The organism is Clostridium sp. chh4-2 (genome assembly GCF_002899675.1).
In the GTDB taxonomy this organism is placed as follows: Bacteria; Bacillota; Clostridia; order Lachnospirales; family Lachnospiraceae; genus CHH4-2.
Genome location: NZ_PKUU01000012.1, coordinates 1 through 26,297, shown reverse-complemented (window position 1 = coordinate 26,297; position 26,297 = coordinate 1). Strand labels below are relative to the sequence as shown.

At 45.7% G+C, this 26,297-nt stretch carries 21 protein-coding genes; 3 read left to right on the top strand and 18 right to left on the bottom strand.

From position 1 onward, the window contains the following. Nucleotides 1-725: 725 nt before the first annotated feature. From mscL to C0033_RS13750, 3 genes are read right to left on the bottom strand one after another with little or no spacing between them, the layout of a single operon-like run. Nucleotides 726-1,175 (bottom strand): large-conductance mechanosensitive channel protein MscL, encoded by a 450-nt coding sequence (gene mscL / locus C0033_RS13760; RefSeq protein WP_180994731.1) that lies wholly within the window; start codon nt 1,173-1,175, stop codon nt 726-728. A 34-nt stretch (nt 1,176-1,209) separates the two neighbouring features. Next, complete coding sequence (locus C0033_RS13755) at nt 1,210-2,310, bottom strand: hypothetical protein (protein WP_103228453.1); 1,101 nt, start codon at nt 2,308-2,310, stop codon at nt 1,210-1,212. Nucleotides 2,311-2,328: 18 nt separating this feature from the next. Beyond that, the gene (locus tag C0033_RS13750) at nt 2,329-3,237 is read right to left on the bottom strand and encodes a LysR family transcriptional regulator (protein ID WP_103228452.1); all 909 of its coding nucleotides are present in this window, start codon (nt 3,235-3,237) and stop codon (nt 2,329-2,331) included. Between the two features lie 116 nt (nt 3,238-3,353). On the opposite strand from C0033_RS13750, the gene C0033_RS13745 reads away from it, so the two are divergent. Beyond that, a complete protein-coding gene (locus tag C0033_RS13745) occupies nt 3,354-4,610 on the top strand; it encodes a cation:proton antiporter (protein WP_103228451.1) in 1,257 nt (418 codons plus the stop codon). Nucleotides 4,611-4,926: 316 nt separating this feature from the next. Continuing rightward, a complete protein-coding gene (locus C0033_RS13740) occupies nt 4,927-5,937 on the top strand; it encodes a hypothetical protein (protein ID WP_103228450.1) in 1,011 nt (336 codons plus the stop codon). A gap of 140 nt (nt 5,938-6,077) precedes the next feature. On the opposite strand, the gene C0033_RS13735 is transcribed toward C0033_RS13740, so the two are convergent. The 15 genes from C0033_RS13735 to C0033_RS13665 all read right to left on the bottom strand — a co-directional run bounded on the left by C0033_RS13735 (nt 6,078) and on the right by C0033_RS13665 (nt 24,512). Beyond that, the gene (locus C0033_RS13735; protein WP_103228449.1) at nt 6,078-7,034 is read right to left on the bottom strand and encodes a D-2-hydroxyacid dehydrogenase; all 957 of its coding nucleotides are present in this window, start codon (nt 7,032-7,034) and stop codon (nt 6,078-6,080) included. Between the two features lie 2 nt (nt 7,035-7,036). Further along, nucleotides 7,037-7,939: a TIM barrel protein gene (locus tag C0033_RS13730; protein WP_103228567.1), complete on the bottom strand. Its 903-nt coding sequence runs from the start codon at nt 7,937-7,939 to the stop codon at nt 7,037-7,039. Nucleotides 7,940-8,078: 139 nt separating this feature from the next. Continuing rightward, the gene (locus tag C0033_RS13725) at nt 8,079-10,124 is read right to left on the bottom strand and encodes a hypothetical protein (RefSeq protein WP_103228448.1); all 2,046 of its coding nucleotides are present in this window, start codon (nt 10,122-10,124) and stop codon (nt 8,079-8,081) included. A 35-nt stretch (nt 10,125-10,159) separates the two neighbouring features. Then, on the bottom strand, nt 10,160-11,008 hold the full coding sequence (locus tag C0033_RS13720) for a carbohydrate ABC transporter permease (protein WP_103228447.1): 849 nt from the start codon (nt 11,006-11,008) through the stop codon (nt 10,160-10,162). After that, complete coding sequence (locus tag C0033_RS13715; RefSeq protein WP_103228446.1) at nt 10,995-11,870, bottom strand: sugar ABC transporter permease; 876 nt, start codon at nt 11,868-11,870, stop codon at nt 10,995-10,997. The genes C0033_RS13720 and C0033_RS13715 overlap by 14 nt, the downstream gene beginning before the upstream one ends. A gap of 86 nt (nt 11,871-11,956) precedes the next feature. Then, entirely contained in the window at nt 11,957-13,354 is a 1,398-nt protein-coding gene (locus C0033_RS13710; RefSeq protein WP_180994730.1) for an extracellular solute-binding protein, read from the bottom strand. 242 nt (nt 13,355-13,596) lie between these two features. Then, nucleotides 13,597-14,400, bottom strand: coding sequence for an IclR family transcriptional regulator (locus C0033_RS13705; protein ID WP_103228444.1), 804 nt, complete (start codon nt 14,398-14,400; stop codon nt 13,597-13,599). Between the two features lie 247 nt (nt 14,401-14,647). Next, complete coding sequence (locus C0033_RS13700) at nt 14,648-16,597, bottom strand: aconitate hydratase (protein WP_103228443.1); 1,950 nt, start codon at nt 16,595-16,597, stop codon at nt 14,648-14,650. A gap of 112 nt (nt 16,598-16,709) precedes the next feature. Next, nucleotides 16,710-17,630, bottom strand: a complete 921-nt coding sequence (locus C0033_RS13695; protein WP_103228442.1) for a LysR family transcriptional regulator — start codon at nt 17,628-17,630, stop codon at nt 16,710-16,712. A gap of 334 nt (nt 17,631-17,964) precedes the next feature. Beyond that, nucleotides 17,965-18,840, bottom strand: coding sequence for an alpha/beta hydrolase (locus tag C0033_RS13690; RefSeq protein ID WP_103228441.1), 876 nt, complete (start codon nt 18,838-18,840; stop codon nt 17,965-17,967). 26 nt (nt 18,841-18,866) lie between these two features. After that, nucleotides 18,867-20,186, bottom strand: a complete 1,320-nt coding sequence (locus C0033_RS13685) for a 2-hydroxycarboxylate transporter family protein (RefSeq protein WP_103228440.1) — start codon at nt 20,184-20,186, stop codon at nt 18,867-18,869. Nucleotides 20,187-20,456: 270 nt separating this feature from the next. Further along, on the bottom strand, nt 20,457-21,341 hold the full coding sequence (locus C0033_RS13675; protein ID WP_180994729.1) for a LysR family transcriptional regulator: 885 nt from the start codon (nt 21,339-21,341) through the stop codon (nt 20,457-20,459). Nucleotides 21,342-21,375: 34 nt separating this feature from the next. Then, nucleotides 21,376-23,634, bottom strand: a complete 2,259-nt coding sequence (locus C0033_RS13670; protein WP_103228566.1) for a hydratase — start codon at nt 23,632-23,634, stop codon at nt 21,376-21,378. Nucleotides 23,635-23,662: 28 nt separating this feature from the next. Then, on the bottom strand, nt 23,663-23,794 hold the full coding sequence (locus tag C0033_RS27640) for a hypothetical protein (RefSeq protein WP_278320751.1): 132 nt from the start codon (nt 23,792-23,794) through the stop codon (nt 23,663-23,665). A gap of 136 nt (nt 23,795-23,930) precedes the next feature. Next, nucleotides 23,931-24,512 (bottom strand): RraA family protein, encoded by a 582-nt coding sequence (locus C0033_RS13665; RefSeq protein WP_103228437.1) that lies wholly within the window; start codon nt 24,510-24,512, stop codon nt 23,931-23,933. A gap of 1,336 nt (nt 24,513-25,848) precedes the next feature. Here C0033_RS13665 and C0033_RS13660 point away from each other — a divergent pair. Then, nucleotides 25,849-26,297, top strand: a 449-nt coding sequence (locus C0033_RS13660; protein ID WP_207656874.1) for a hypothetical protein, incomplete at its 3' end; no start/stop codon positions are given.

Sequence of the window (26,297 nt, the reverse complement as noted above, 5' to 3'; positions counted from 1 at the left end):
GCCCAAGTATCACTAAGGGTCTGCACACGATCCCCTGTCGTTCTCTATGTCCGCCGCCCGCCCAGGTTCCCCCTTCTTTCCGGCTGTTGCTTGGCTAGCTGAGGAAAAAAAGATTTGCCGGATGGGAGAGTAAATTTTTATATCAACCGTTAAGGCTTTTTCAGAAATGCCTTCACCATTTAATGTAAAGGGTGAGGTCATTTTGCTAAATGCCTTGACGTTTAAAGTAAAACCCCAAGTCATTTCTGAAAATCCCTTAACGATCTATGTAAATGTGATTCTACGTAAATACCTACGCACCAAAATTGTTTTTAACCAGGCCAGCGAAAACCAGCCCGGAATCGGGAGGCGGAGCCGGAAGCCAAAGGTCGGAGGGGGCCGTCCGGGCCGGGGAAGGAAGATGCAGTCAGATCGGATCGTATGGAACCCCTTTAGAACAACTTAGGCCCGTAAGGGCAGAACGAGGCAGGTAGAAACTGATTTCCGTGTCAGTTTCTAAGGCGCCCTTGAGCAGCGAAGTCATAAAGAGTTCACTGCGAATGGCGCTGGCCTGCCTTGTTCTGCCCTTACGGGCCTTAGTTGTTCTTAGGGGCGAATCCCGAATCCGATCTGGCTGCATCTTCCTTCCCCGGCCCGGACGGCCCCTCCGACCTTTGGCTTCCGGCTCCGCCTCCCGATTCCGGGCGTACCATTCCGCCACCTCCGTTAAATAACAATTTATTGACCTATGCTTTTTCTTTTAGGAGGTCTCGGATTTCGCTTAAAAGTTCCTCTGTGGTTGGTCCTGCCGGCGCGGCCGGCTCCTCTGCTTTTTCTTCTTCATGGCGGAGCTTGGCGCTGACCATTGCAACCGCTTTGATCATAAAGAACATACAGATTCCAATGATCAGAAAATCGAAAATATTCTGCAGAAAGCTTCCGTACTTGATGGCCGCAGCAGCCTTAATCTCAGCGCCGCTGGCATCATAAACAGCCGGATTGATCACCCATTCTAAGGTGCTGAAATCGGCTCCTCCGGTCACGGCTCCCAATGCGGGCATCAGGATATCGTTAACAAGAGAAGATACTATTTTGCTGAACGCACCGCCGATAATAACACCGACTGCCATGTCGATAATGTTTCCCTTCAGAATAAATGCCTTGAATTCTTTCATAACGTCGCTCATTTTACTCATAAATATTCCCTCTTCTTCCGTATTTTCCTTTCTGTCAAAAGAGATTAAGCCCTTTTGCTACAATTGAAATAAAGTCCTGCACATTTGTGACCATGGTTGTCGCGCTCAGGCTTCCGCGGTCAATCAGCTTATTCACCACGAATTCATCCGCGTCCACGGTATACAGATAGAGCGGTCTGATCTCCCCATCGGGCATCACCCGGAAAGACGGAGTCATATTGCCTGTGGCGATTGTATGAAGCATGGTGGCAAGGCAGATCACGCAGGTCGCCTTTTTCACCAGACCGCGCATGGCATTCTGGCCCTCGTAGGCGCCGGCAATCACTTCCGGCATCGGACCGTCGTCGCGGATGGAGCCGGTCAACACAAATGGAACGTGATTCTTCACACAGCTGTAAATGATTCCGTTATCGATCTTATATTCCTCAATAAACTGTGGAATCGATCCGCTGCGGCGCACTTTGTTCAGCACATCCAGATGATTGTAATGTCCGTTGGGCTGGGAAACCTGTGTATAGATGTCCTGGCCCAAAGCAGTATGTAAATAAGCGCCCTCCAAGTCGTGTGTCGCCAATGCATTGCCCGCCATCAGTCCATGGGCATAACCGTTGTCAATCAATGCCTGCATGGCGGCTCTGGCATCCGCATCAAAGGAAAATGCCGGCCCCATAACCCAGAGAATATTGCCGAATTCCTTTTCATGCTTTAAAAGTTCGAACAGATTGTCGTAATCTCTGGAATAGGAAGTTTCCCGGCTGCGCCCCTGGCGGAACACAAACTGGTCCCTATTTCCGTCTAAACTGATGTCGCCGAATCCGTTGCAGTGCATATAGATGCCTTCTTCTCCGTCTTCCGATCTTCCCAGTATAACCTTGTCGCCCTTTTTCAGATTCCGGTTCTCCACCACTTCCAGATGTCCGTCGTCACACAATACCACGCTGGAATCCATCCGGCTTTCCTCTGCTAAAACCCAGGTTCCATTGATTTTAAAATATTCCGGGTACATGGATGTGCTGTGGAAATAATCCGGTGCCACCCCATCCTTTTCTACCACTTCATATTTGACATCCGGTGCGGACGCCAGTTCCGGACGGTTAAAATCCGGGTGATGATACTTGGGCATTTGAAACGCCATTACAATTACCTCCTTATATTATGTACTTTCAAATAATGACCTGCTGGTTTCATAATAGATCTTTGTCAGGTCATCTAAAACCTTGGTGTGTTCAAAATCTTTGTGATAGACCATATTGATCTCTCTGCTCATACTCAGGTTTTCAATCGGAAGACCTTTTAACTTCCCTTTTTTCAATTCATCCATAAATGCGCTCTTTGCCAGAATCGAAACTCCGAAATTCCGCCTAACCAGATCTTTAATCGTGGCGATGTTGTCTACCTCCAAAGTTACGTTGAACTCATCTATGCTCATATTATTGCTTTCCAGATGAGAAACGAACAGGTTTCTGGTGGCCGAATTGGGAAGGCGCAGGATCAGGTTTTCTTTTTTCAGCTCATTCAGGGTCACCATGCTCTTTTTAGACAGCGGATTGGAGTTGGGAACCGCTAAAATCAGGCAGTCCGTATCCAAAAGTACGGAATTAAAGTCCGGATCGGGTATCTTTCCCTCCACAATTGCTAAGTCAACCTCGTAAGTTTTCAGCTTCATATAAAGATTATTTATGGTGTCAGAAATCATTGTTATGCGAAGACCGTGATTTTGAGAACTGTATTTGGCTAAAACTTCAGCCATCAAATTGCTCTCTGCGGTGTGGGTAATCCCCACTGAAATCCTTGTGATCTGCCTCTTTTCGTCCTTTAAACTCTGGTTTAAATTCTGGTACAAAATCTTGATTCTACGGGCGTATTTCAGCACTATTTCCCCTTCTGACGTCAGTTTTATGGTGCCTTCACTTCGGTTAAACAGCTTGATATTGAATTCTTTTTCCAGCTGTTTAATGTGCTGGCTGACCGCCGGCTGAGTGAGGGAAAGCTGCTCTGCCGCCTTTGTAAAACTATGGGTTTCGCATACCGTTAACAGTGTTTCCAGCCTTGCATCAATCATGTCCCACCTCCAAAATAACAAATTATTATATATGTAATACATTTCATAATTTGTATTTATATTGCAACCTGCTATAATTATAGCATGAACAAGGAGAAATACAAGGGGGTCTTACAATGCAACCGATTTATAGTACGTTTAATGAATCGACAATCGTTTTATATTCCATTTCCGTTATTCTGTTCGCAGGATTTCTTATGACACGAATTACGAAAAAACTTCATCTTCCCAATGTCAGCGGTTACATTTTAGCTGGAGTTTTGATCGGACCGTCAGTCTGTAATGTCATACCGGAATCAGTAATTGAACACATGGGATTTATGAGTGATATAGCGCTTGCCTTCATCGCATTTGGGGTAGGAAAATTTTTCAAAAAAGAAGTTCTGAAAAAAGCAGGGATCAGAGTTATCCTGGTCACTTTATCAGAAGCTTTAACCGCAGGGGTTATCGTTACTTTAGCTATGCATTATCTGTTCCATCTGGATTGGAATTTCTCACTGATCCTGGGAGCAATCGCTACTGCTACTGCACCGGCCAGCACCATGATGACCATTCATCAGTATCACGCCAAAGGAGATTTTGTAAACACGCTTCTCCAGGTAGTCGCATTGGATGATGTTGTCTGCCTGCTGACATTCAGCATGGTCGTAGCCGTAGTAAATGCCCGCACAACGGGTTCTGTTTCCGTTTCCGATATCGTCATTCCGATTCTCTATAATATAGGAGGATTGGCAGTCGGTTTCCTTTGCGGAATCGTGCTGGGAAAACTGATCACACCTTCCAGGAGCCATGACAACCGTCTGATCCTGGTTATCGCTATGCTGATGGGTATTTCAGGTTTATGCGCAAGCTTTGATTTGTCACCGCTTCTGTCCTGCATGGTATTCGGCGCAACCTACATCAATACCACAAAAGACAAAGCTCTGTTCCATCAGATCAATGATTTCACTCCGCCGGTTATGTCTATCTTCTTTATTGTATCAGGCATGAATCTGGATTTGGGAGCAATTACTACGGCCGGAGTCATCGGCGCCGCATATTTTATTATCCGTATTGCAGGAAAATACGCAGGTACGTATCTCTCCTGTAAAGCCACAAAGATGAGCCCGGAAATCACCAAATATATGGGATTGGCATTGATACCGCAGGCCGGAGTTGCCATCGGTCTGGCATTCCTCGGACAGCGCCTGCTGCCGCCTGATATCGGCAACCTGCTGCTCACCATCATCTTGTCTTCATCCGTTCTCTATGAACTGATCGGACCGGCATGTGCGAAGATGTCATTCTTCCTGTCCGGTACCATTAAGCGTGAAGATAAAGAGCGTTTTGTCGGTCAAAGCGTATCGCCAAGCCTTCACACCAGCACACATTGAAACAACCCTTAACCGGATCAGCCGATTTTTAAATGGCTGGTCCGGTTATTTATTATCCGATTCCTTTGCACGCTCTATATTTTCCATAAATTCTTCTTTTTCGACAGGAACAAGTCCCTCCATTCTTAAAATGCGGCTGGACAGCCGAAGACTTCTCCCCCATCGCTTTTTTCTATTATAATTCTTTTGTATTCATATGGCCAGCTAAAGGCATCAATATGTCAGGGAATGTTAATGTAATTTTCATACATCATGCTATTTTTTATGCTATAATAAGGATAATTAAGGAAAGGATTCTAAAACAAGGAGGGGTTTTATGAAAAAACCTGTAAATTATCTGTTTACAGCCGTTCTTGTCACCGCTTTATCCGGTCTCACTCTGGTTCCTGCTTTCGGCAAGAGCCGGACGGAAATCGACTATGTCAGCCTGGATTTCAGCTCTGATATCGAGGTGGGCGAAAGCGGCGGCACTGTGGATGTAACCGCCAACGGCGGCGACTATTATGTGGATGATGTTGAGATTCTCAACGATGTGGATGAATGGGATGATAATGACAGGCCCAAAGTCAAGGTTTATCTGTCGGCCGAAAGCGACTGCTATTTTTCCGCTGACCGGAAAAGCGATTTTGATCTGAATGGAGAGGGCGCTACTTATGTAAGCTCCTCGACGCAGGATTCCAAGACGGTTCTCATTTTGACCGTTAAACTGGATAAGCTGGAGGGCAGCGGTGATCTCTATGTGGATGGGCTGGAATTAAACGACAGTTCCGGAGAAGCCAGCTGGGAAGAAAATTCTTACGCCAAGTATTATCAGGTTCGCTTATACCGCAACGGCAATTCCTGTTCCTCCATCTATAAGGTCGAGGATACGTTTTTTGATTTCTCATCCGATATCACCAGAAAAGGGGATTACAGCTTTCAGGTGCGCGGTGTCCGCAATTCTTCCGAACGGGGCGACTGGAATGAGTCGGACAGCGTTTATATCGATGCCGAAACAGCGGATGAATTGAGCTACGGCAATTCGTCTAAACCTGGTTCCTCCTCTTCTTCCTTCTCCTCCAACGGGCCCGGACAGAGCAGCTCCGGTGCCTGGCTGAAGGACACGGTTGGCTGGTGGTACTGCAATGCAGACCGGACTTACACGAGAAACAATTGGCAGTATATCAATAACAAATGGTATTTCTTCAATGAAAATGGTTATATGGTAACCGGATGGGTCCTTTGGAAAGATAAGTATTACTATTTGGGCGAAGACGGAGCCATGTATACCAACAGGATGACGCCTGATCATTACTATGTGAACGGAGACGGGGTATGGATTCCTTAGAGATTGGATGCAACGAAAAAAGGACCACATATGTGGTCCTTTTTTATATCATGGAAAGTACTCCTATGATATAAAAAATCCCTCCGGGCAGCTTATCCTGTCTTCTGATTTCATGTACCCTATATGTACACTGCCGCCAATTAAGGATTTACCACATTGACCGGATTACCGGATAAAAACTGTTTCAAATTATCAACCGCTATATCCATCAGCCTCTGCCTGCTCTCTTTAGGCGCCCATGCAATATGAGGTGTCAAAATGCAGTTGCTGCATTTCAGAAGCGGGTTGTCTTCCTTAATCGGCTCTGTGGATACAACATCCAAAGCGGCAAAGGACAGCTTTCCGTTGTTGAGCGCCTCCGTCAGGTCATCTTCCACCACAAGGGGCCCGCGGCTTGTATTGATGAGAACTGCGCCTGTTTTCATCCTGCCGATCGTATCCTTATTTATAATTCCCTGGGTGGAGGGGAACAGAGGACAATGCAGGGAGATAACGTCTGACTGGGACAATAACACGTCCAAAGACACATACTCTCCGATTTCCCTGCCCGCGTCATTTGGATATTCATCATAAGCTAAGATCCGCATTCCAAATGCTTTGGCAAGTTTGGCGGACGCCTGGCCGATGCGGCCGAAACCGATGACTCCGAAGGTTTTTCCTGCCAATTCCACCAATGGATAATTCCAGAAGCACCAATCCGGATTATTGGTCCATTCTCCGGATTTTACCGCCTCTGAATGGGCTCCTACATGGTGGCAGACTTCCAAGAGCATGGCCATCGTCATCTGGGCAACTGCGGTGGTTCCATAAGTGGGGATATTGGAAACGATAATTCCCTTTTCCTTTGCATATTCCACATCGATCACATTATATCCGGTGGCCAGAACGCCGATGTATCTGATATTCGGGCATTGGTCCATAGTCTCTTTTGTAATTGGCGTCTTGTTTGTAATAACCGCTTCGGCGTCTCCGATGCGGGATATTATATTTTCTGCAGGCGTCCGGTCATAAACCGTTAATTCGCCCAGATCTTCCATTCCCTTCCAGCTTAAATCGCCGGGATTTTCCGTATAACCATCTAAGATTACTAGTTTCATCATCAATCCTCCAATAATGCCCATGCCCGGTTCATCACCCGTTTTGTATTGGTTACAATCACGTCCGCGTCTTCATCTCCGTAAGGAGTTACTTCAAAGGAAAGGTTAAACGGCTGTTCTGCATCAAAAAATCCTTCCTGCTTCAGCACGCGGAAAAAATCGAGAAGCTGTTCCGTATCATTGGCGCTGTCCGGGAATCCGAATCTGGGGTGCTTATCTCCATATGCCGGTTTGCCGGGAATTACGACCGCATTTCCAATATGAAAATGGGTGATGTAGGGGCGCAGCGTCTGAATCACAAATTTTGAAGTTTCATAAGTTGTCGGAAAATGGGACAGATCGACTAACAGCCCGAAATTGCTGCAGCATGACCGCACCTTTGCCGCAAATTCCGCCGCATAAGGCGCGGGGCCGATCAGCGCGGCTTTGTCCATGTCGAAATCAAATACTTCCAGATTGACGCTCATGCCTTTTGCCCGGGCGTAACGGCACACATTGACCGTGGTTTTTACCAGCTGGGAAAAGGCCAGATCTTTTGTCTCTTCCTCCCATTTTCCCGCCAGAAATGCAATTGCCTTTGCGCCGAGGTATTGGGCCTCGTCCACCGCATCCCTGAGAATCTTTTCCGCCTCCTCACGCTTTGCCTCTTCAATATGGTTGGGATTCGCACCGGTTCCCAGCAGACAGGGCTGTGCGCCGAAGCAGACAGACAGATGAGCTTCCTGAATCAGATTTCTCAATTTTTCCCGTTCCCCGTCGTCGGCTACGTGGGTCACTTCAATGGCGTCGAAGAAATCGTCGGACGCTATCTTTTTTACGCTCTCCATTAACCCCCATTTTGCAGGCGGATAGGACATCCACTGGATCGTTCCTATTTTAAAATATTTATGAATTGAATCTCTCATTTTTTCCTCCATTCTGAAGTGCGGCAGTTTAAAAAAGGCGCTGTAAAGCTGCCGGAGAATCCGCCGCACTTCTGCGCGGATCTCCGGGCGGACCGGAGGTTAAAAGACTGTGGTCCGGTATCCAGGCCTATTCTGTCTGTTAATTTTCTCCGGCTAAAAGAACGTCTAAATCTGCCAGACGGTCAAATTCCTGCACATCTACTCTGCCGCAGAGCCGGGTCAGAACCTGTGGTTCGTACATGGCGCCGATCATGGCAGAATACCGTTTCCAGGTTCCGGCCGCTTTTTTCAAATGGTCGATTGCAGCCTGCTGCTCTTTCTTATCCCCTGTCTTCTGATAGACCGCCAGGTTTATGGCAGCTTTTTCTTTCTCCGAATAATACATGCCGAGCAGGCTCATGGTCTGAATATCGTATTTTGTTCTCTCCAATTCCTGATCGGTTCCCGATTTCAGTTCCCTTAGATTTTTCAATGCTTTTTCTGCATGAATGTTTATGGATTCCGCAACGGCGGCCGGAGATATTTTCCCTGATTCGGTGCCATTTACAACGGATTCCGCATATTCTCCGGCGGAGGCATACCCGGAACCTGGCATTGCAGGGCAGTCCATAAATTCATGGATATCGGCGAAGCAGATTTTATCCATGGGCTCTTTCTCATACATACAGCAGCCTTCCGGCCACCATTGGAAATCAAAATCATGCCAGTGAATGCAGTTTAACTCCGGTATGATCTGAGAAGCTTCTTTCCATGCAGTATAGAGAATTTTGCTCTGTTCTCCGTCGATTCCAAATCTGGCCCTTAATTCATGTTGGAAATATTCCTCTTCCAAATGGATATTGTAGCTTAACTGTCCCCAAATTCGGAACATATACCACATCTTATCTACTACCAGCGGATGATTTTTGTCGCCTTTTGTCATATAGTCACGTCCCCAGGTGAAACCGTCCGGTCCCATATAGAATCCGGACATGCATTCCTTTGGCATGTTGGCAAGATATTCCTTTGCGAACTCCGGATTTCCCCAGCGCGTCATATAATAATCGTCATTGCGCACAGTCAGCCATACCTTTACGTCCGGTGCCTTTTCTTTTAAAAAGCCCTGAATAAATTTCGGTTTTGGGCTGGAATACATGTGGGCCTGGGAATATTTAAAGCTGATCTCAAAATCACATGGAAAATCTTTAAACTGATTGATAATATGGTCATATTTTGCCATCTGCATCCTGTGGATCAATGTAAACTTCCGTTTTGGATGGTCTGCCAGATAATCTCTGATCCCGCGTCCATAGGTATCTGCTATGAATTCGATATCCGACTGGAAGAAAACGCTGTTTTCGTCTGTGGAACCTCCGATGAAGTCCATATTTTCTCCTGCCGTCACGCCGATGCCTGCAAGCAGCGGATACGTTTCCATCAGGGATTTTACCCCGCAGTACACATAATCCCTGGTAACCGGATTGTCCAGTTTGTCCGTAATTTTGTAAGGGGAATCTTCCGTACCGTAGACAAACAGATTCCATGTAAAAATATAGATCTGTATGCAGCGGTTTTTGGCATATTCCATAACCTGACGCCAGAAGTCTATCTTTTCTTCGATTGTAATTTTCTTTACCGTATAGAGACTGCGGCGGTGATCTTCTCCGTAAATTCCCACGCCGGACAGCTTTGCGTGGAACGGCCTTGTGGTGATCTTCACATCATCCACACAGGCTTTGGGGTATTCGGGAATTTTAACTAGTGAGGGAAATGGAGACAAGCTCCAAAGGGACAGCACGTTATATTTATTTTCCGCCATCCGGTCCAAAAACTCTTCCCAAAATGACAGTTCCCACATGTGAGCAATATTCACAGATGCGCTGGTGGATGCATCGGAATAGCTGGGCGTTCTGGAATCCAAAGGGATATTGAATTTAATACCGCGCTTTGGCATGTATGGGGTGACGGCTGCATCACCGATCTCTTCATTCCTGCGCATCGCATCCGCCAGATCCAGTACAGCATACATCATGCCTGCTTCGTCTCCGGCTTTTATGGTGATTTCATCTCCAACACAGACGCGCTTATAAGACTGCGCTTCCATGGAAGGATCATATTCCAAAACCAGAATTCCTTCTCCGGTTAATTTTCCTAATGCAAATTCAACCGGAGGTGTTAACTGATACTGAACGGTTCTAACTTCCATAAGTTTTCCTCCTCAACGATAATTCTATCGGTTCCTCAACCTTTCACAGCGCCTGCGGCGACGCCTTTTACGATGTTTTTCTGGAATGCAAAATAGAAAATAATGATAGGGACAATGGACAGGATAAATGCCGCAAACGCAAGCCCCCATTGGTTGCTGTTTTCAGACCGGAAATAATACTGGGCCATGGTAATGGTTCTGAGCTTATTGCTGGTCAGCATGATGCGCGGGAACAGGAAATCATTCCACAGCTGCAGCGCATCCAGCACCAGAATCGTGGAAGTGATGGGTTTCATGATCGGAAACAGGACTTTCCAGTACAGCTGCATCAGATTCGCCCCGTCCACGCGCCCGGCTTCCAGAATTTCCCTGGGAATCCCTCTTACAAATCCGGTGTAGAGGAAAACCGCCATAGGCATATTTCTACCGCAGTAATAGATGACCATTCCTGTCAGGGAATTATTTAAGTGAAAATCTGTCATCAGTTTTACTAACGGCACCAATGCGGTATAAAACGGAATCATAATGCCGCATAAGAAAAACAAGTAGATAAAGTTATAGAATTTCTGGTGTTTCGACCATGCGATAATATAGGCCGCCAAACCGGAAAGCACAATGATGCCGAACAGGCTCAGCACGGTAATAAAAACCGTATTCGCAAAAACCGTAGGGAATTTCATCTTCTCCCATGCAATTCTGAAATTTTCCCAGTGGAGCTCTTTTGGAAATGTATTAGGGCTAATAAGGGCTTCTTTGGTGGATTTCAGCGAAATCATGAGCATCATAAAAAACGGATACAGGATAATCGCAGCGCATGCCAGCATGAGAACCATAATGATACTTTCTTTTACAAACCTGCTTCTTTTTTTACTATTCTCTCGCATTATCTTCCCTCCTTCTCAATACCTTCATCTGGAACAGGGTGATAACTACAATGATGACAAAGAGCACGACTCCTAGCGCTGCTCCATATCCGGCCCGTTTGTTTGTAAAGGATTCATTATATATGGTCATGGAAATCACTTCGCTGGACCGGCCCGGGCCTCCGCCTGTCAGCGCGAAGATCATATCGTATTCCTTAAAAGCGCGTTCCACGGCTAAAACCATATTGATTGTAAAGGACGGAGCCAATAAAGGAAATGTCACATACCGGAACCGCTTCCAGCTGGTCGCCCCATCAATATCCGCCGCATCGTACAGAGACTGGTCGATGTTCTGCAGTCCTGCTATGTAAATAACCATATACCAGCCGGCCATTTTCCATGAGGAAACTAAAATCCCCATCCAAAGCGAATGTTTAGTGCTTCCCAATATGTTGTTAGCCAGCAAAGGCAGATTCCATGCCTTACCGATGTCGGCCAATACATTTGCAAAAAAGAAGTTAAAGACAAATCCGACCAGAATTGAACTCACTACAGCAGGAACAAATAATAATGCGCGGAATACATTTTTCCCATGGCTGACATTTTCCGTTCCCACCGCCATGGCAAGGCCCAGAATATTCAGGATAATCGTGGTGAAAAATGCATAGATAAACGTATTTTTTAATGGTTCCAGCACATATTTGTCCTGGAACAGCTTAATATAATTTTCTATATTAATAAACTTAAATGAGGCGGATACCCCATTCCAATCCGTCAAACTGTAAAATATGCCGCCCAACAGCGGATAAATGACAAATATCAGATAAAATGATAATGCCGGAATTACGATCAAAAACTCCAAAATCGTACTTTTTCTCTTCATATTGCTCTCCTTGGATCACGGCTCTCAAAAAAGATACAGGGCGCCGGATGATACTGGCACCCTGTAACAATCGATGGTTACAATGATCACTTCCACTCGTAAGTCTCGAGGAAGTTGGATACCCACTCAGGATCCGCATCCATTAACCGTTTGTGTTCTTCCGCTATCGTATCAGCTACAGACTGAGGATCTTCTCCTGCAAGCCAGTTCTGGCATCCGCTCTTTAACAGCTCCTTAAATCCGGCAATCCACTGTCTTGAAAGGATTGGACTGTTTGGAAGGGTTCCTTTTTGAAGCACTTCATAAACAATGCTGTAGGAAGGATCGATTTCCGCTTCACAGCCCACAACTGTGGATACAACTCCCGTCGTGTTGGCATAGATGGTAGAACCTTCCGGTGATGTAACATAGTTCAGGAAATCAAGGCACAAATCTGGATTTTTCGCATTTGCAGTAATGCTGATTCCATCGTCAAAGCTGGAGATCAAAGTCTGGTCAGCCGGGTCTTCCGTAAAACTGGATGGAAGTAAAATGATGTCACATTCCGGATCAAGCGCTTTAATATTTTTGATTGTTGTCGCCACCTGACTGAGAAACAGTGTATTTCCGCTGATAAAGTCCGCATATAAACCGTCCATATTCTTTCCAAGTGAGTCAGGAGAAACATATTCCCTTATCTTATTATACGCGTCAAACATTGCCACGAATTCCGGGTCAGACCAATCCTTTTTTCCGGAAAGGACATCGGCATACCAGTTTGGATCGTCTCCGTAAAGAACTTGATACATATACTGGAAAGGCCATGCCGTACAGGAGGACAGGTCAGCCCCTGCAAGACCGTATGGGTATTCCACGCCGGCGTCGCGGCATTTCTGCATTAATTCCAAGAATTCACCCATACTCTTAGGATAATTATCAACCGTCAGTTCAATTCCCAGCTCTTTTAATGCCGTATTATTACACATAGTAACCGACATATTCGTTGCCATAGGAAATGCATAGAGTTTTCCGTCATAGGTAACCAGACTGGTATCCCCTTCTGCCAGATGATCTTCGATGCCGGTACCTGTTAAAGGCATTAAATACCCCTCTGCCGCATACTGCTGCTGAACGGTGCTGGTCTGCGAAAGATACATATCGGGCAGAGAATTAGAAGAAATCCAGCTGGTCATCATCGTTTCAAATTCTGTCACGTTTTCATATATGGTAAAGTCGATATCCACATCCGGATGCGTCTTTTTGTACTCATCCAATACCGCCCGCAGACCTTCCGCTCCTGAACTGTGGGTACACATGGTAATCGTACCCGACAACTCAGACTTCGCTACCTCAGAACTGGCATTCTCTTCTTTGACTGCCGAAGTTTCTTTTCCGCTTTCGGTAGAAGCAGGTGTGGATGAGCCTCCTCCACAGCCAGACAAAAGTGTTGCCGCTGTCGCAAATGACAGTAAACAGCCGACCAATTTTTTTGATGTTTTTTTCATTTTCCTTCCCCTTTCCATCTCTTATATAATTTTAATAATTGAAATCTAATTTCAATATTTTGTAATATCAGTATATATTTAACAATCCTTATTGTCAATCGTTTTTTAGTATTTTCATCAAATAAAGGAGCATATTTTTCGTTTTTTTAGTATTTTTCACTATTTTGGATCAAAAAAACAGGCCTGTGATTTTTTTATCACAGCCTGTTTCTATCGTCTTCCTATTATTTTAAGATTTAATTTTAATAATTGAAAGCATTGTAGCCCAATTTTTTAGAAATCTCCATGGAAATTCTGCGGAAATCATCCAGTCTCGGAGCGATCAGCTCATCTGTCAGACGGTTTTTAGGCCCTGTTACGCTCAGCCCTGCCACCACTTTTCCCGTATAGTTATAAATCGGAAATGCAACGCAGCGGGCTCCCAGTTCCCGTTCTTCCTGGTCATAGGCAAACCCTCTTTCGCGGATTTTCTTCAGTTCCTCCATCAGCTGCCACTTGCTCGTAAGGGTATTTTCCGTATAGCGGGCCAATCCTTCCACCCGTATCAGTTTATCCAGATCTTCTTCCGAGTAATTTAAAAGCATCACCTTTCCGTTGCCCGTACAATGCATGGGAACTGCATTTCCTACGCTCTGCACCATCATTAAAGACTGGTTGGACTCCCGGATCACCTCGATGTAAACGGATCTCATATTTTCTTCTACCGCCATGCATACGGATTCTCCGAAAATTTTTGCCAGCTGCTCCATATATGGTCTGGCGATGGTCCGCATATCCACATAATTATTTACATTGCTTGCCAAAGCGCATATCTTATAGGTGGGAAAATATTTAAGCGTTTCTTCGTTCTGATCCACATATCCTTCATTTACAAGCGTTGTCAGAAAACGCAGCGCTGTGCTGCTGTTCATACCCAAGTCCCGGGCTATATCCAAAAGCCTCTGCGGCTCCCGTTTTAAAATCAAATGCTCAAAAACTTTTAAAAGCTTTACACTGGACTGGTTGCCCTGAGCTTTTACTTTTTCGTCTTTTCCCTCTTTTTTCACGATTTTCGCTCCTTTTCTCCACTAATATAGTTAATATACATGAACCCATGCAAAAAATCAACATTTTATAAAATCTAATTTCAGTTTTTAAAATCATTTTTCAGTTTTTAGTCTTTTAAATAATCGGTTTGCCGTCTGTCTGCAACATAAAAAAGAAACAGCAAAATTCTCAGGCAAACCTGGCAATTCTACTGTTTCCTTCTATTCATCGAAACTTTTTTGATAGGGCGGCAGCTGACATTCCGCTCTATTCTCCTAACATTTTTTTCAAATAAGCCAACTGGCCTCCGCTTAAAATCACTTCTAATTCATTATCCGACACATCCAGGCGGGCCTTAAAGGTAAAATCTTTCGTTTTATCCCGAATCACAATCTCTCTCGTCGGAATCTGGTCCAGCAGATTCTCGATTTCCAGTTCGTCCAGCAAATCCAGTTTATCGTAATCTTCCTGACACTGGAACAGCATTGGAATAATGCCGTGATTGATCAGATTTCCCTTATGAATTCTGGCAATGCTTTTGGCAATCACGATCTTAACGCCAAGATACATAGGATTTATGGCCGCATGCTCTCTGGAGGAGCCCTGTCCGTAATTTTCGCCGCCGATGATGATGCTCTTTCCCAGTTCTTTTGCCCGGGCGGCAAATTCCGGATCATAGCGGTGATAGCAGTATTGTGACATCAGCGGTATATTGGAACGCATGCTGCTGAATTCGGCGCTGGCGGGCGTTATGTCGTCTGTTGATATATTATCTCTGCCCTTTAAGCTGATTTTGGCCGATAAATACTGCTGGGGCGCATCCGGCACCGGCAAAGGTTTAATATCGGGGCCGCGTAAGATTTCGGTCTGCAGCGCTTCTTCCTCGGGAAGCGGTTTAATGAGCATGGAATCGTCCACAAAATACTGCTCCGGTTCGTGTACCAGAGAAAGCGTTTTAACCTCTTCTCCCATAATGTCTTCAGCTGTGGCAAAGGTTCCTGCTATGGCAGTTGCTGCGGCACTTTCCGGGCTCACCAGATAGATCTCTGCGGTTGGATTACCGGCGCGTCCCTTGAAATTGCGGTTGGTGGTTCTGACGGCGACTCCCTCGGTGGCAGGTGACTGTCCGATGGCGCAGCATGGTCCGCAGGCCAGTTCCAACAGCCGGACGCCTGCATCCACCAGCATATCCAGATAGCCGTCGTGCAGCAGCGCTTTATAGATCTGTTTGGAGGCGATGGCACAGGTACAGCTCACATTTTCATTGACATGTCTTCCCCGGAATACTAAGGCGGCTTTTGCGATATCCGCATAACTGGCATTGGTACAGCTTCCGATAAATACCTGCTGTACCGGTTTCTTGGGAACTTCTTTTAACGGCATCACGTTATCCGGCTGATGAGGACAAGCCATCAGGGGGTCCAGATCGTCTAAGTTGATTTCGATCACATCATCGTATTCCGCGTCTTCGTCGGGAAGCAGTTCCACAAATTCGTCTTCCCGTCCCTGGGCCTTCATGAACGTTCGCACCTGTTCATCTGCCGGGAATATGGATGAAGTCGCCCCCATCTCGGCTCCCATATTGCTTATGGTCGATCTGGCCGGGCATTCCAGCGCGGCTGCTCCGGGCCCTGTGTACTCATAAACTTTGCCAAGGCCGCCTTTTATGCTGACACGGCGCAGCATTTCCAGAATAACTTCTTTGGAATTGCAGCCCGGCTTTAACGATCCGGTCAGATTTACTTTGATTACAGAGGGCATCTGAAGGCGCATGGGCACTCCGGTCATGGCTGTGGCTACATCCATGCCGCCGACGCCGATGCACAGCATGCCGATGGCTCCTCCGTGAGGCGTATGGCTGTCTCCGCCCATGCTGATCTTGCCGGGCGCACCGAACCTGGAGACGTGAACCGTATGGCAGATGCCGTTGCCCGGTCTGGATGCGTACAGACCGTAGCGTTTTGCTATGGACTGTAAGTAGATGTGGTCATCCGGGGTTTTATTATCCACATATAAAAGATTGTGGTCCAGATAGCTGACGCTGCACTCAGTCCTAACCCGATCCAGGCCGACGGCCTCAAAGGCCAGATATGTCATTACCGCATTGATATCGTGCGTCAGCGTCTGATCAACCCTGATAAATACTTCTTCTCCTGCTTTCATGCTTCCTGATACATAATGTGACTCAATAATTTTTCTTGTTAGTGATTTTCCCACGACAGACCCTCCAATGTTTTTACTGAATTAATACTCTATCTATAGTTTAAATCACTTTTCACATAAAATAAAATACATATATTGAATAATCTTTATGCATAAAAACCTATAATTATTGAGTGCGGCGTGGAACGCTGAATGTCTGTTTTGCAATTTCGATGAAGCGCTGTTCCGCATTGTCCAGATAGCTGTCCCTGCGGTAAAATACTTTCACATCCCAGGTATAGGGCTCGCTTCCGATCTGATAACAGCGGTAGCCATTCAGGGCTTTTGACATCTCGACGGTTCTCAACGGCACGATGGTGGCGCCTACACCTGACATTGCCAGATTAAAGGCGGTGATTGTGCTTCCGGTTTCCAGAATACAGTCGGGAGCGATATGATGCTGTTTAAACAGAGCTTCGGCGGCATTTCTGATGGCATGTCCTTTTCTCACCATGACATGAGGAATGTCGGCCACTTTTGACATGTCGATCTGGTCCGGATGACCCGGCATGCATCTGGATTCGTCCACCAGATTATCTCCTGCCACATAGACCAGTTCTTCCTGGTAGATCAGCTGGGATTCCACCTCCTGATTGTGAACCGTGCTTGGAAGTATGATGAAATTGCTCTGGCCCTTGATAACAGAATCGATGAGTACATCTGATTTTCCTTCCAAGGTCATGATCTCGATCCTGGGGTATTCTTTCTTAAAGGCGGGCAGAATCCTGGGAAGCATGTAACCCACCCGTTCTGTGGGCATGCCGATTGTAATTCTGCCTGCGGTTCCCTCGCTGATATCGCTGAACTCTCTTCTCATATTGTCGTTCAGACGGAGTATCTGCCTGGCCGTATCCACGTAGCGCTCGCCTGCATAAGTCTGGGTGATGGGATAGGCCGTCCGGTCAAATAATTTCACACCTAGCTCCGCTTCCACTTTTGAGACGAGGTGGCTGAGAGACGGCTGTGATATATATAGTTTCTGTGCAGCTTTTGTAATGCTTTGGCAGTCTGCTATCATGGTGATATAGTACAGTTCGCGAAAATCCATGGAAGTTTCCTCCTGTTATGCCTCTCAATTCCCCCCGGCTGTCAGGCGGTAAATGTTTTACAGGCATCTATGTTTACTAATATATTTATCACAATTTCCGGGTAAATACAACAATGCCGTCTGACTGATCCGTCTGATGAAACAGTAACAGAGCCGGTTTATAAATGATACGCAAAGAAGGATAGGAAGCCGGAGCGGATATAAAAGCCAGCGGAAGGAGAAAAAAGATGTTGGTTTCGATTATCCCTCTTAGATATTAAGGAGACATTATGATCCCATTTTCCTTTTCTTCTGCCGCTGGCTCTGCTGTCCGCTCCGGCTTCTTATCCCATCGTCAGCCGTTCTGCCAACACTGTTTTGCCGCCGCAAATATCAGCTGTTCCGCCACATCATAGCCAGGGCTTCTGCGCACCAGGAATCCGTGTTTTGCTCCCGGTACGCGTTTAAATGTTACCGTAACATTGGCTTCCATCAGCATTTTTGCAAACTCCATGGCCTCTTTATTCAACGGGTCCTCTTCTCCACATATAATCAAAAAATGCGGAAGCCCTTTTAGCTGGCTGAGGTCTGCGTAGACCGGAGATGCATAGAGTTCTTTTCTTCGCTCTTTTTCTATATACCAGTCATTATACAGCCTGCCTGTTTCAAAACTTTTTCTGGCCTCTTCACTGCCCTCCTTCCACTTATCAGCCGGATCTTTAAACAGATCGTATGGCGGGTAAGAGGCGCTCACAAACTTGGGCAGCATTTTTTGGTTCTCCTTCAGCAGGAAGGTGATGGCGGTCACTATATTGGCACCTGCGCTCTGGCCTGAAAGCGCGATCAGGTCACAATTCACGTTCCATTCCGCCCCATGGCCGTATACATAACAAATCAGATCGTAACCCTCTTCAATGGCATATGGATACTTGTATTCCGGCGCCGTTTTATAATCCACATCCAAAACCATGCATTCACAACCGGTTGCGAGAATTCTGGAAAAGGCAAAATCTCTTCCCCGGTATCCTTTTACAAAACCGCCTCCATGGAAGTTAACCATGAGCGGGAGCTTTTCATTGTCTGAATATGGCCGGTACAGATAAGCTTTCACAAATCCATGCCGTGTCGGAATCTCAAGTTCTTTCTGTTCTTTGATTGGATACTGTTTCATCAGCGCTTCATCCACTTCCTGCCCCACCGCTTCATTTCTGATCCGTTCTAAATCATTCATACTGTCAATGCCCTGCTTTCATAAAATTATAACACTAAACTGAATACAATACCGGCTATGAGGAGTACCAATCCTCCCCCGATTCTGGATGAAATAGCCGCATAAGACATGAGATCCAGCCGGTCTGCCGCTCCCAAAACCACAACATCTCCGCCGCCGCCCCTGTTTGCCATACAAAGACCTGCCGTGATCGCCGCGTCGATGGGATAAAAACCGAGAAGGTAACCTGCGCCTGCGCTTCCGATCACTGCACCGGCCACAACTCCAAGGCACACAATCAAGGTTTGAATATTGATCGCACTTACAAATTCGCTGAAATTCAGCAGGGAAATCCCCACTGCCGCGAACGCCGCAACAGAAAACCGTCCCACTAAAAATGCCTGAATCCGTTTAATTCCGGCACAATATTCTTTTGGAAGAATGCCGCTTACATTAATCAGGATAAAAAATAACACAAAATAAACATACTGATGAATCTGTACGGAGCCAATCTTCGGAAGCGCCACCTTCGCCATAAATACGGACAGTATGTAAACGATGCCGATAATCAGAAATCCAACTGCCGTATGCTCCAGGGAAGGTTCCGGCAGCTTCGTCATTCTGTCTTTTTCCGCCTTGCGGCCATTCCTCATAATTTCTTTTTTATCCCCTGTCAAGGATGGAATTTTATTGCCGATTCCATTTAAAATGGCTCCCATGATGATGCACAGGATATTTGCGATGGTCAATATGGCAACGGCGGCCGCATAATATGCATCCTTGTCTTTTCCCGTGGCCGCTTCATAGATCTGGCTCATGGGAATGGCTCCGGCTCCATTGCCGCCTCCCATAATCGGAAGCACATAGTATGTAAGCAATTCCGGTATGGAATATCCGAGCGCCATGCCCACAAGGCATCCTGCTATGGCAGCTCCCAACACGCCTGCAAGAATGGTGGGAATATATCTTACGATGGACTGAAGCAGGGTTTCCCTGTCAATCACCACAAATGCACAGGCCATCAGGATACAGATAAACATGGTCTGATATCCTGCCGTATCAAAAAATAAAGTAACGCCTTCCACATATTTCTCCGTGATAATTCCCCGGTATACCAGAAATGACGGAAGCATCATTGCCATCATGCTGCCTCCTCCAATCCATGTATTAAAGATTGGAATCCGTTCCCCAACAAAATAACAGATGCCGCCAATCACAAAAAGCATGGCCATGATGGATATCATGTCTGTCCCAAGCCCTCCCGTTGCCATAGCTGCCAGCACAATCGCTGCAAACAGCAGAAACATCTTCCATGGAACCCCTTCAATCTTCATGTTTGGGCCAAACTTCTCCTTTTCCCGTCCCATAACAAATACCTCCTTTAATTTCCCCTAAATATGTTTTTCTGATAACTTTATCTTACGGGACAGGGCTCATTTTGTAAAATTAATCAAATTTTAGAATCATAAATTTATTTTATGGTTTTTTCACTATTCACCGTTCCGGCGGTCGCTGCCGTCCGTTCCAATTTTGGCAGAGACCGCCGGGGCTGTGGATCGTAACGGTTTTCATCAAAAAAAAGAATTTCTGCATTCTCATATTTCCTGTGAAATATGGATGAATACAGAAATTCTTTTCTATTCGGATTCGGCATAAAATTCCCGGATACTCTTTATAAATTTTCTGACTTCCTGTTTCTTCTTTGCCTCTTTATTCCATACCAGAAGCACCTCGATCTCAGGCTCTTCTTCCAGCGGAATTCCCACAATCCCATTGTAGCGCATCACCCCTTCTTCCGGAAAGAAACCGGTGGCCACATTATTTAGGATCATATTGACCGCCAGATTCAGCTGGTCATAGCGTTCAATAATATTGGGAACTGCGCCGTATTCTGCAAACAGGCGGTTCAGAACCTTCGTTTTGTTGGTATCGTTGATGGTGGACACCATCTTCTCATTTAATATCATCGGTACGGTAAGGCTGGTGCAGCCGGCCAGAGGATGTTTTCTGGACATGCAAAAAAGCATCCTTGTCTTTTTCAGCTCAATGAATTCCAGGTTTTCAAAATCCTCTTCCTCCTGCCTTGGAACAATAATAAGATCCAAATGCTGCTTTCTCAATTCGTCAAACAGCACTACCGAAGCTCCCGGTCTTGTGACAATATTCATCTCCGGGTATTGGAACACGCATTGGGCAAAAAATTCGGCATAAACATTTGACCCGACGGAACGTGTGAGCCCCAGCTTCACATACCTTGTCTGGTCGGCGGCCTCATGCATCTGCCTTGAAAAATCTTCCGCATAGTTTAAAAGGAGGGACGCCTGCTGATAAAACAGCTTTCCCATCTCACTGAGAACCATTCCCTTTCCATTTCTCTCCAGAAGAAGGCAGTCGTATTCTTTTTCCAGCTCACGTATGGCGGACGATATGGTCGGCTGTGTGACAAACAGCTCCTGGGCAGCTTTTGTAACGCTGCCCGATTCATATGCTTTGCAAAAATAATGCAGCTGCAGCAGTGTCATAACTTCTCCTTTTTCCACGGCGGACATCAGGTTTTCATGAATCCCGGTTTTGGCCGTAATAATTGATCAGGCTTCCTGACAGAAGAATCCGCTTTTCATCCTCCGTCATTTCTCCAAACGTGCATTTTAAACTGCTTTTATCCTCTCCGGTAACAGCATCCAGCAGTTCCGCAAAAACAGGGGCCGGGGAAAATGTTACCGCACTGTCCACGTCTTTTATAAGCAGCCAGTCTCCGTTTTGGAGCGCAGTCCTGTCCCCGGTTAAAATCGGCAGAATGCCCCAGTTTATCAGATTCGAGCGGTATCTTTTCGTAGCAAATCCATTGGCAATATTAGCATAGCCGCCCAGAACCTTTTGGCAGCTTGCAGCCTGTTCACGGGAGGAACCGTCGCCAATCTGATCGCCGGCAATCGCACTTCCGATGGTAATTTCCGACTGACTGCAGTTTAATCGCTTACAAAGCGCCGTAAGAAGTCTTTCGCAGTCAGTGTTTTCCCCGATTTCTCCGGACCTTCTGCGTCGGTCCAGTTCCCGTACCTCTTTTGCCCGTTTTACATAGCCGCTGTCACGGCTCATCATCATATACTCCGATATTTTATCCGGATTGGAGCGGTAAGAAGATACCTCTCCGGAAGGAATCAGCTCATCGGTCGTGACCGATCCTTCATAAGCTCCGGCCACACGCAGCAGCAAATGCCTGGTGAGCGGATACATCTTGGGCCAGTCGGCTATATTGGGCCCCATCTTCAGGTTTTCATCCGGATTACCTGATCCAAAATTGTTAAACACCTGATTTTTATAGATTTCAGCATGAAAATGATATTGTGGGTTCCTGTACACAACATCCAGTTCGGTCGCTGCAGTAAGCACACCTCCGTTTCGGACTGTGGCCGCAATGGAGCGGGCATCCATCAGAATAACCGCTGCCATCTGGTTTTCTCCCGGCTTTGAGCCTTCCCGGTTGGGATAGTTTCTGGTGGTATGGCGTATGCTCAGCTGATTATCAGCCGGCACATCGGTCACTCCAAAACAGGGGCCGCAGATGGCCGGGCGCATCACGGCTCCGGCTATGGTAAGCTCGCTTACAATTCCCTTTTCCACAAGATCCATATAGACCGGCTGGCTGGCAGGATTAATTCCCAACCCCGGGCGGCTGCCATTGATCGCGCAGCCTCTTAGTATATCCGCCATAGCTGCTATATTTTCAAACATTCCGCCGCTGCAGCCGCTTACAAGGGCCTGGTCTATGTGAAGCTCACCATTTATCAGTTTGTCCATGAGCACAAATTTTTTCCCTGTATCCCCTTTGATCCTCTGCCCCTCTTCTTCTGCCTTTCTAAGGTATTTTTCAGGATTTTCCTTAAATTCGCGGATGCTGCATACATTGCCCGGATGAAACGGCAAGGCCATCATGCACTCTACAGAAGACAGATCGATCTCGATCATACCGTCGTAGTACGCAATGCCGGAGGGCTTCATCTCCCTGTAATCTTCTTCTCTTTCATGTATGGCTAAATACTCCTGAACCAGTTGATCCGTACACCAGATGCTACTGAGCGCAGCGCTTTCGGTGGTCATAACGTCAATTCCCATTCTGCATTCCGGGCTGAGTCCGCCAATGCCGTCTCCCAGGAACTCTAAAATCTTGTTTTTTACAAAGCCATTTTTAAATGTGGCTCCAACCAGTGCAAGGGCAACGTCCTGAGGGCCAACACCCGGCTTTAAGGAGCCGGTCAGCTTCACCGCCAGCACCGGCGGCATCTCTATATCGTAGGTTTTGGAAAGCAGCTGTTTTACCACTTCTCCTCCGCCCTCTCCTATCCCCATGGTTCCCAGCGCACCATAGCGGGTATGGCTGTCTGATCCCAGTATCATCCGGCCTCCGCCCGCCATCATTTCCCGCATGTACTGGTGAAGCACAGCCCTATAGGGAGGCACAAAAATCCCTCCGTACTTTTTTGCGTTTCCCAGTCCGAAAACATGGTCGTCTTCATTGATCGTACCGCCCACCGCACATAGGGTGTGGTGGCAGTTGGACAGCACATAAGGTACCGGAAATTGCTTCAGCCCGCCTGCTCTGGCCGTTTGAAGGATATTCACATAGTTATTATCCGGTGAAACCAGCGCATCAAATTTCAGCCGCAGATGTTCCATATCGCCGCCCTGATTGTGGGCTTTTAATATGGAATAGGCCATGGTATTTTTGACTGCTTCCGTCTTAGGTATGACACCCTGTTTCACCGCTTCGCCTTGGGGCGTTAAAAATACTCCGCTGTCTGTTAATTTTATCATTTCTCTTCCCATCTGCTTTACCCGCCTTCTATACGATCCGGTTAACCGGATAAAGTGAAGGGGATGCGAAGCCTATATCGGCTTTTATGTACCCGATTCTGCCATATTCTGATTGTATCAACTCTTCAAATCTTTTCTGCGCCGTTTTTCTGCTTTCCATATGTAAATCCTCCTTTAATCCTTTAGACTATAATGATTCTAAAATTATTGTACTATTCTTTATACATAAATAAAAATACATATTTCAGCATACTATATATGTCTATATCTGCATATAAGGAAAGCTGTCTAAACGGTCAAATTCCCAGCTTCTTTTTTGTATTTTCTATGATCTCCAATGCGTATTCTTTTGGAATGACGCATACACCATTTACATCTCCAACAATAATATCGCCCGGGTTTACCACCACTCCGCCGCAGCTGACCGGTACGTTGACCTCTCCCAACCCTGATTTTACTGCTGATCCGCTGGTTAAACCTTTTGCATAGACGGGCAGGCCGATTTCTTCACAGCCTTCAAAATCCCTGAAAGCCCCGTCGATTACAACTCCGGACACGCCGGCTTCCATAGCCTTTTTGCTTCGGTTATCTCCCCAATAGGAACTGGCACAATTTCCATGGCCTGCGATAACGATGATATCGCCTTTTTGGGCCAGTTTGATCGCCTTTACTACAATATCTCCTTCCCCGGAAGGTACTTTTACCGTAATTGCCGGGCCGATGATTTTCTTTTTTGTAATGTATGGCTTGATCTGATGATCCATAGAGTCAAAAACAACGCATCCGTCACATAGATCTGCGGTTGTAAATGGTTCTAATTGTTCTAATAGCTCTTTTGGGGGCCTTTCTATATTTTCATTAATTCTAAAACCGTACATTGGTCAATATCCTCCATTTATTTTGTATGCAATCGTAAGGCTGATCTGTAATGCTTTTATCTTTATATTTTTACTATAGCTGAATTCGAGGGGGAGGTCAAAGACATTCTATCTATATTTGTTATAACCTTTTCATACTTTATCACTTAATGAATAATGATACATGAATTTTGTAATGGAGAATTCCGCTTGCGGGATTCTCCGCCTAAGGGATTATCGCTTCAGAGGTATTTTACCTCATTGCCACAATGCGAATCAGCACTTCAACTGTTACTGTTCACGGCTCCTGGGGCCTCTGCCGTCTGGTCCGGCTTCGCGCGGTATATTACAGCCTTTCCTGTGACTTTGCAGGGTATTAGCAATTCTTAACGAGCAGAATTTTTCGTTCAAGGGAAATGTCCACCTGTTTGAGTGTCAGCGAGTTTGGGCATTTCCCTTGGGTTTTAGAAAAATCCGGCACGTTTAAAGTGCTTATGCTCGAAACCGGAACTGGAAAGGCTGTATATACCGCACGGAGCCGGAACAGACGGCAGAGGCCCTAAGAGCCGTGAACAGTAACCTTCAACTCCCATACATCTCAATCTTGAAGGAATTGGGGGTTGTTTTTTCTTCTTATTTATTCCATAATAAGCTTATGAACATTCTGCGAACTATTTTTAATAATTGTTACGAAATAATTCAATATGTTCTTCATCTGAAAGCTCTTGAAATAGAAAGTATCTATAAGATGATTCATTGCAGTGATCCTTTTTTGGGTGCATCATGTGTTTCTGCTCTCATTGCGGCTGCGTGAAATTCGCGGAACTTTACTACAATCATCATTGTGTTCATTTATAAGACTTCTGCATTTTCTAATTCACTATCTGTCTGATTTTCCTACATTTTGAGTTCTTTATCAGTAGTCCGTCAATCGGTGAGAATTCACCTAATCTACAGGGACTATTGAATCCGTCTGCTATCCGTCATTTGATCTCCATATTTTCAATCGTAGTATTATAATAATGCAATTTCATGTAGTTTCTTATTATTTCCCAGCTAATCAAAAACATTTAATGGTTGATCTGCTGCTCTTTCCTGGTTTATGTGTTCAAATTAAAATCAGTTCTAAAATGGGAGTTTTTCTTTTTGGTTCGCTGTTTTTTTAATTACTGAAATTGATGGTAAAACAACACATTTTTAGAAATATATCTTCTGCCAGCATCCCATTCAATCCCTTGTGAACCTTGAAAACTCAATAGACTTTACACTTTGTATATGGTATGATATTTATGTATCCAGATTAAGGGGGTAAGCTATTATGACTGTTGAACAACAATTACAATATATTATTGAAAATATGGTGACCAAGGTCGATCTCGATGATATGGCTATGAAAAATGATATCAAGAACATGGCCACCAAAGATGATATCAAAAACATGGCTACCAAAGATGACATCATGAACATGGCTACCAAAGATGATATCAAAAACATGGCCACCAAAGATGATATCAAGAACATGGCTACCAAAGATGATATTAAGAACATGGCTACCAAAGATGATATCATGAACATGGCTACCAAAGATGATATTATGAACATGGCTACCAAAGATGATATCAAAAACATGGCTACCAAAGATGATATTAAGAACATGGCTACCAAAGATGACCTCATGAACATGGCCACCAAAGATGATATCAAAAACATGGCTACCAAAGATGATATCATGAACATGGCTACTAAAGATGACATCAAGGACATGGCTACCAAAGATGACCTCATGAACATGGCTACCAAAGATGA

What these genes read in the sequence shown, in the direction of transcription:
- mscL (WP_180994731.1), bottom strand. Translation starts at nt 1,175, where the DNA reads ATGAGTAAAATGAGCGACGTTATGAAAGAATTCAAGGCATTTATTCTG.
- C0033_RS13755 (WP_103228453.1), bottom strand. Translation starts at nt 2,310, where the DNA reads ATGGCGTTTCAAATGCCCAAGTATCATCACCCGGATTTTAACCGTCCG.
- C0033_RS13750 (WP_103228452.1), bottom strand. Translation starts at nt 3,237, where the DNA reads ATGATTGATGCAAGGCTGGAAACACTGTTAACGGTATGCGAAACCCAT.
- C0033_RS13745 (WP_103228451.1), top strand. Translation starts at nt 3,354, where the DNA reads ATGCAACCGATTTATAGTACGTTTAATGAATCGACAATCGTTTTATAT.
- C0033_RS13740 (WP_103228450.1), top strand. Translation starts at nt 4,927, where the DNA reads ATGAAAAAACCTGTAAATTATCTGTTTACAGCCGTTCTTGTCACCGCT.
- C0033_RS13735 (WP_103228449.1), bottom strand. Translation starts at nt 7,034, where the DNA reads ATGAAACTAGTAATCTTAGATGGTTATACGGAAAATCCCGGCGATTTA.
- C0033_RS13730 (WP_103228567.1), bottom strand. Translation starts at nt 7,939, where the DNA reads ATGAGAGATTCAATTCATAAATATTTTAAAATAGGAACGATCCAGTGG.
- C0033_RS13725 (WP_103228448.1), bottom strand. Translation starts at nt 10,124, where the DNA reads ATGGAAGTTAGAACCGTTCAGTATCAGTTAACACCTCCGGTTGAATTT.
- C0033_RS13720 (WP_103228447.1), bottom strand. Translation starts at nt 11,008, where the DNA reads ATGCGAGAGAATAGTAAAAAAAGAAGCAGGTTTGTAAAAGAAAGTATC.
- C0033_RS13715 (WP_103228446.1), bottom strand. Translation starts at nt 11,870, where the DNA reads ATGAAGAGAAAAAGTACGATTTTGGAGTTTTTGATCGTAATTCCGGCA.
- C0033_RS13710 (WP_180994730.1), bottom strand. Translation starts at nt 13,354, where the DNA reads ATGAAAAAAACATCAAAAAAATTGGTCGGCTGTTTACTGTCATTTGCG.
- C0033_RS13695 (WP_103228442.1), bottom strand. Translation starts at nt 17,630, where the DNA reads ATGGATTTTCGCGAACTGTACTATATCACCATGATAGCAGACTGCCAA.
- C0033_RS13690 (WP_103228441.1), bottom strand. Translation starts at nt 18,840, where the DNA reads ATGAATGATTTAGAACGGATCAGAAATGAAGCGGTGGGGCAGGAAGTG.
- C0033_RS13685 (WP_103228440.1), bottom strand. Translation starts at nt 20,186, where the DNA reads ATGGGACGGGAAAAGGAGAAGTTTGGCCCAAACATGAAGATTGAAGGG.
- C0033_RS13675 (WP_180994729.1), bottom strand. Translation starts at nt 21,341, where the DNA reads ATGACACTGCTGCAGCTGCATTATTTTTGCAAAGCATATGAATCGGGC.
- C0033_RS13670 (WP_103228566.1), bottom strand. Translation starts at nt 23,634, where the DNA reads ATGATAAAATTAACAGACAGCGGAGTATTTTTAACGCCCCAAGGCGAA.
- C0033_RS27640 (WP_278320751.1), bottom strand. Translation starts at nt 23,794, where the DNA reads ATGGAAAGCAGAAAAACGGCGCAGAAAAGATTTGAAGAGTTGATACAA.
- C0033_RS13665 (WP_103228437.1), bottom strand. Translation starts at nt 24,512, where the DNA reads ATGTACGGTTTTAGAATTAATGAAAATATAGAAAGGCCCCCAAAAGAG.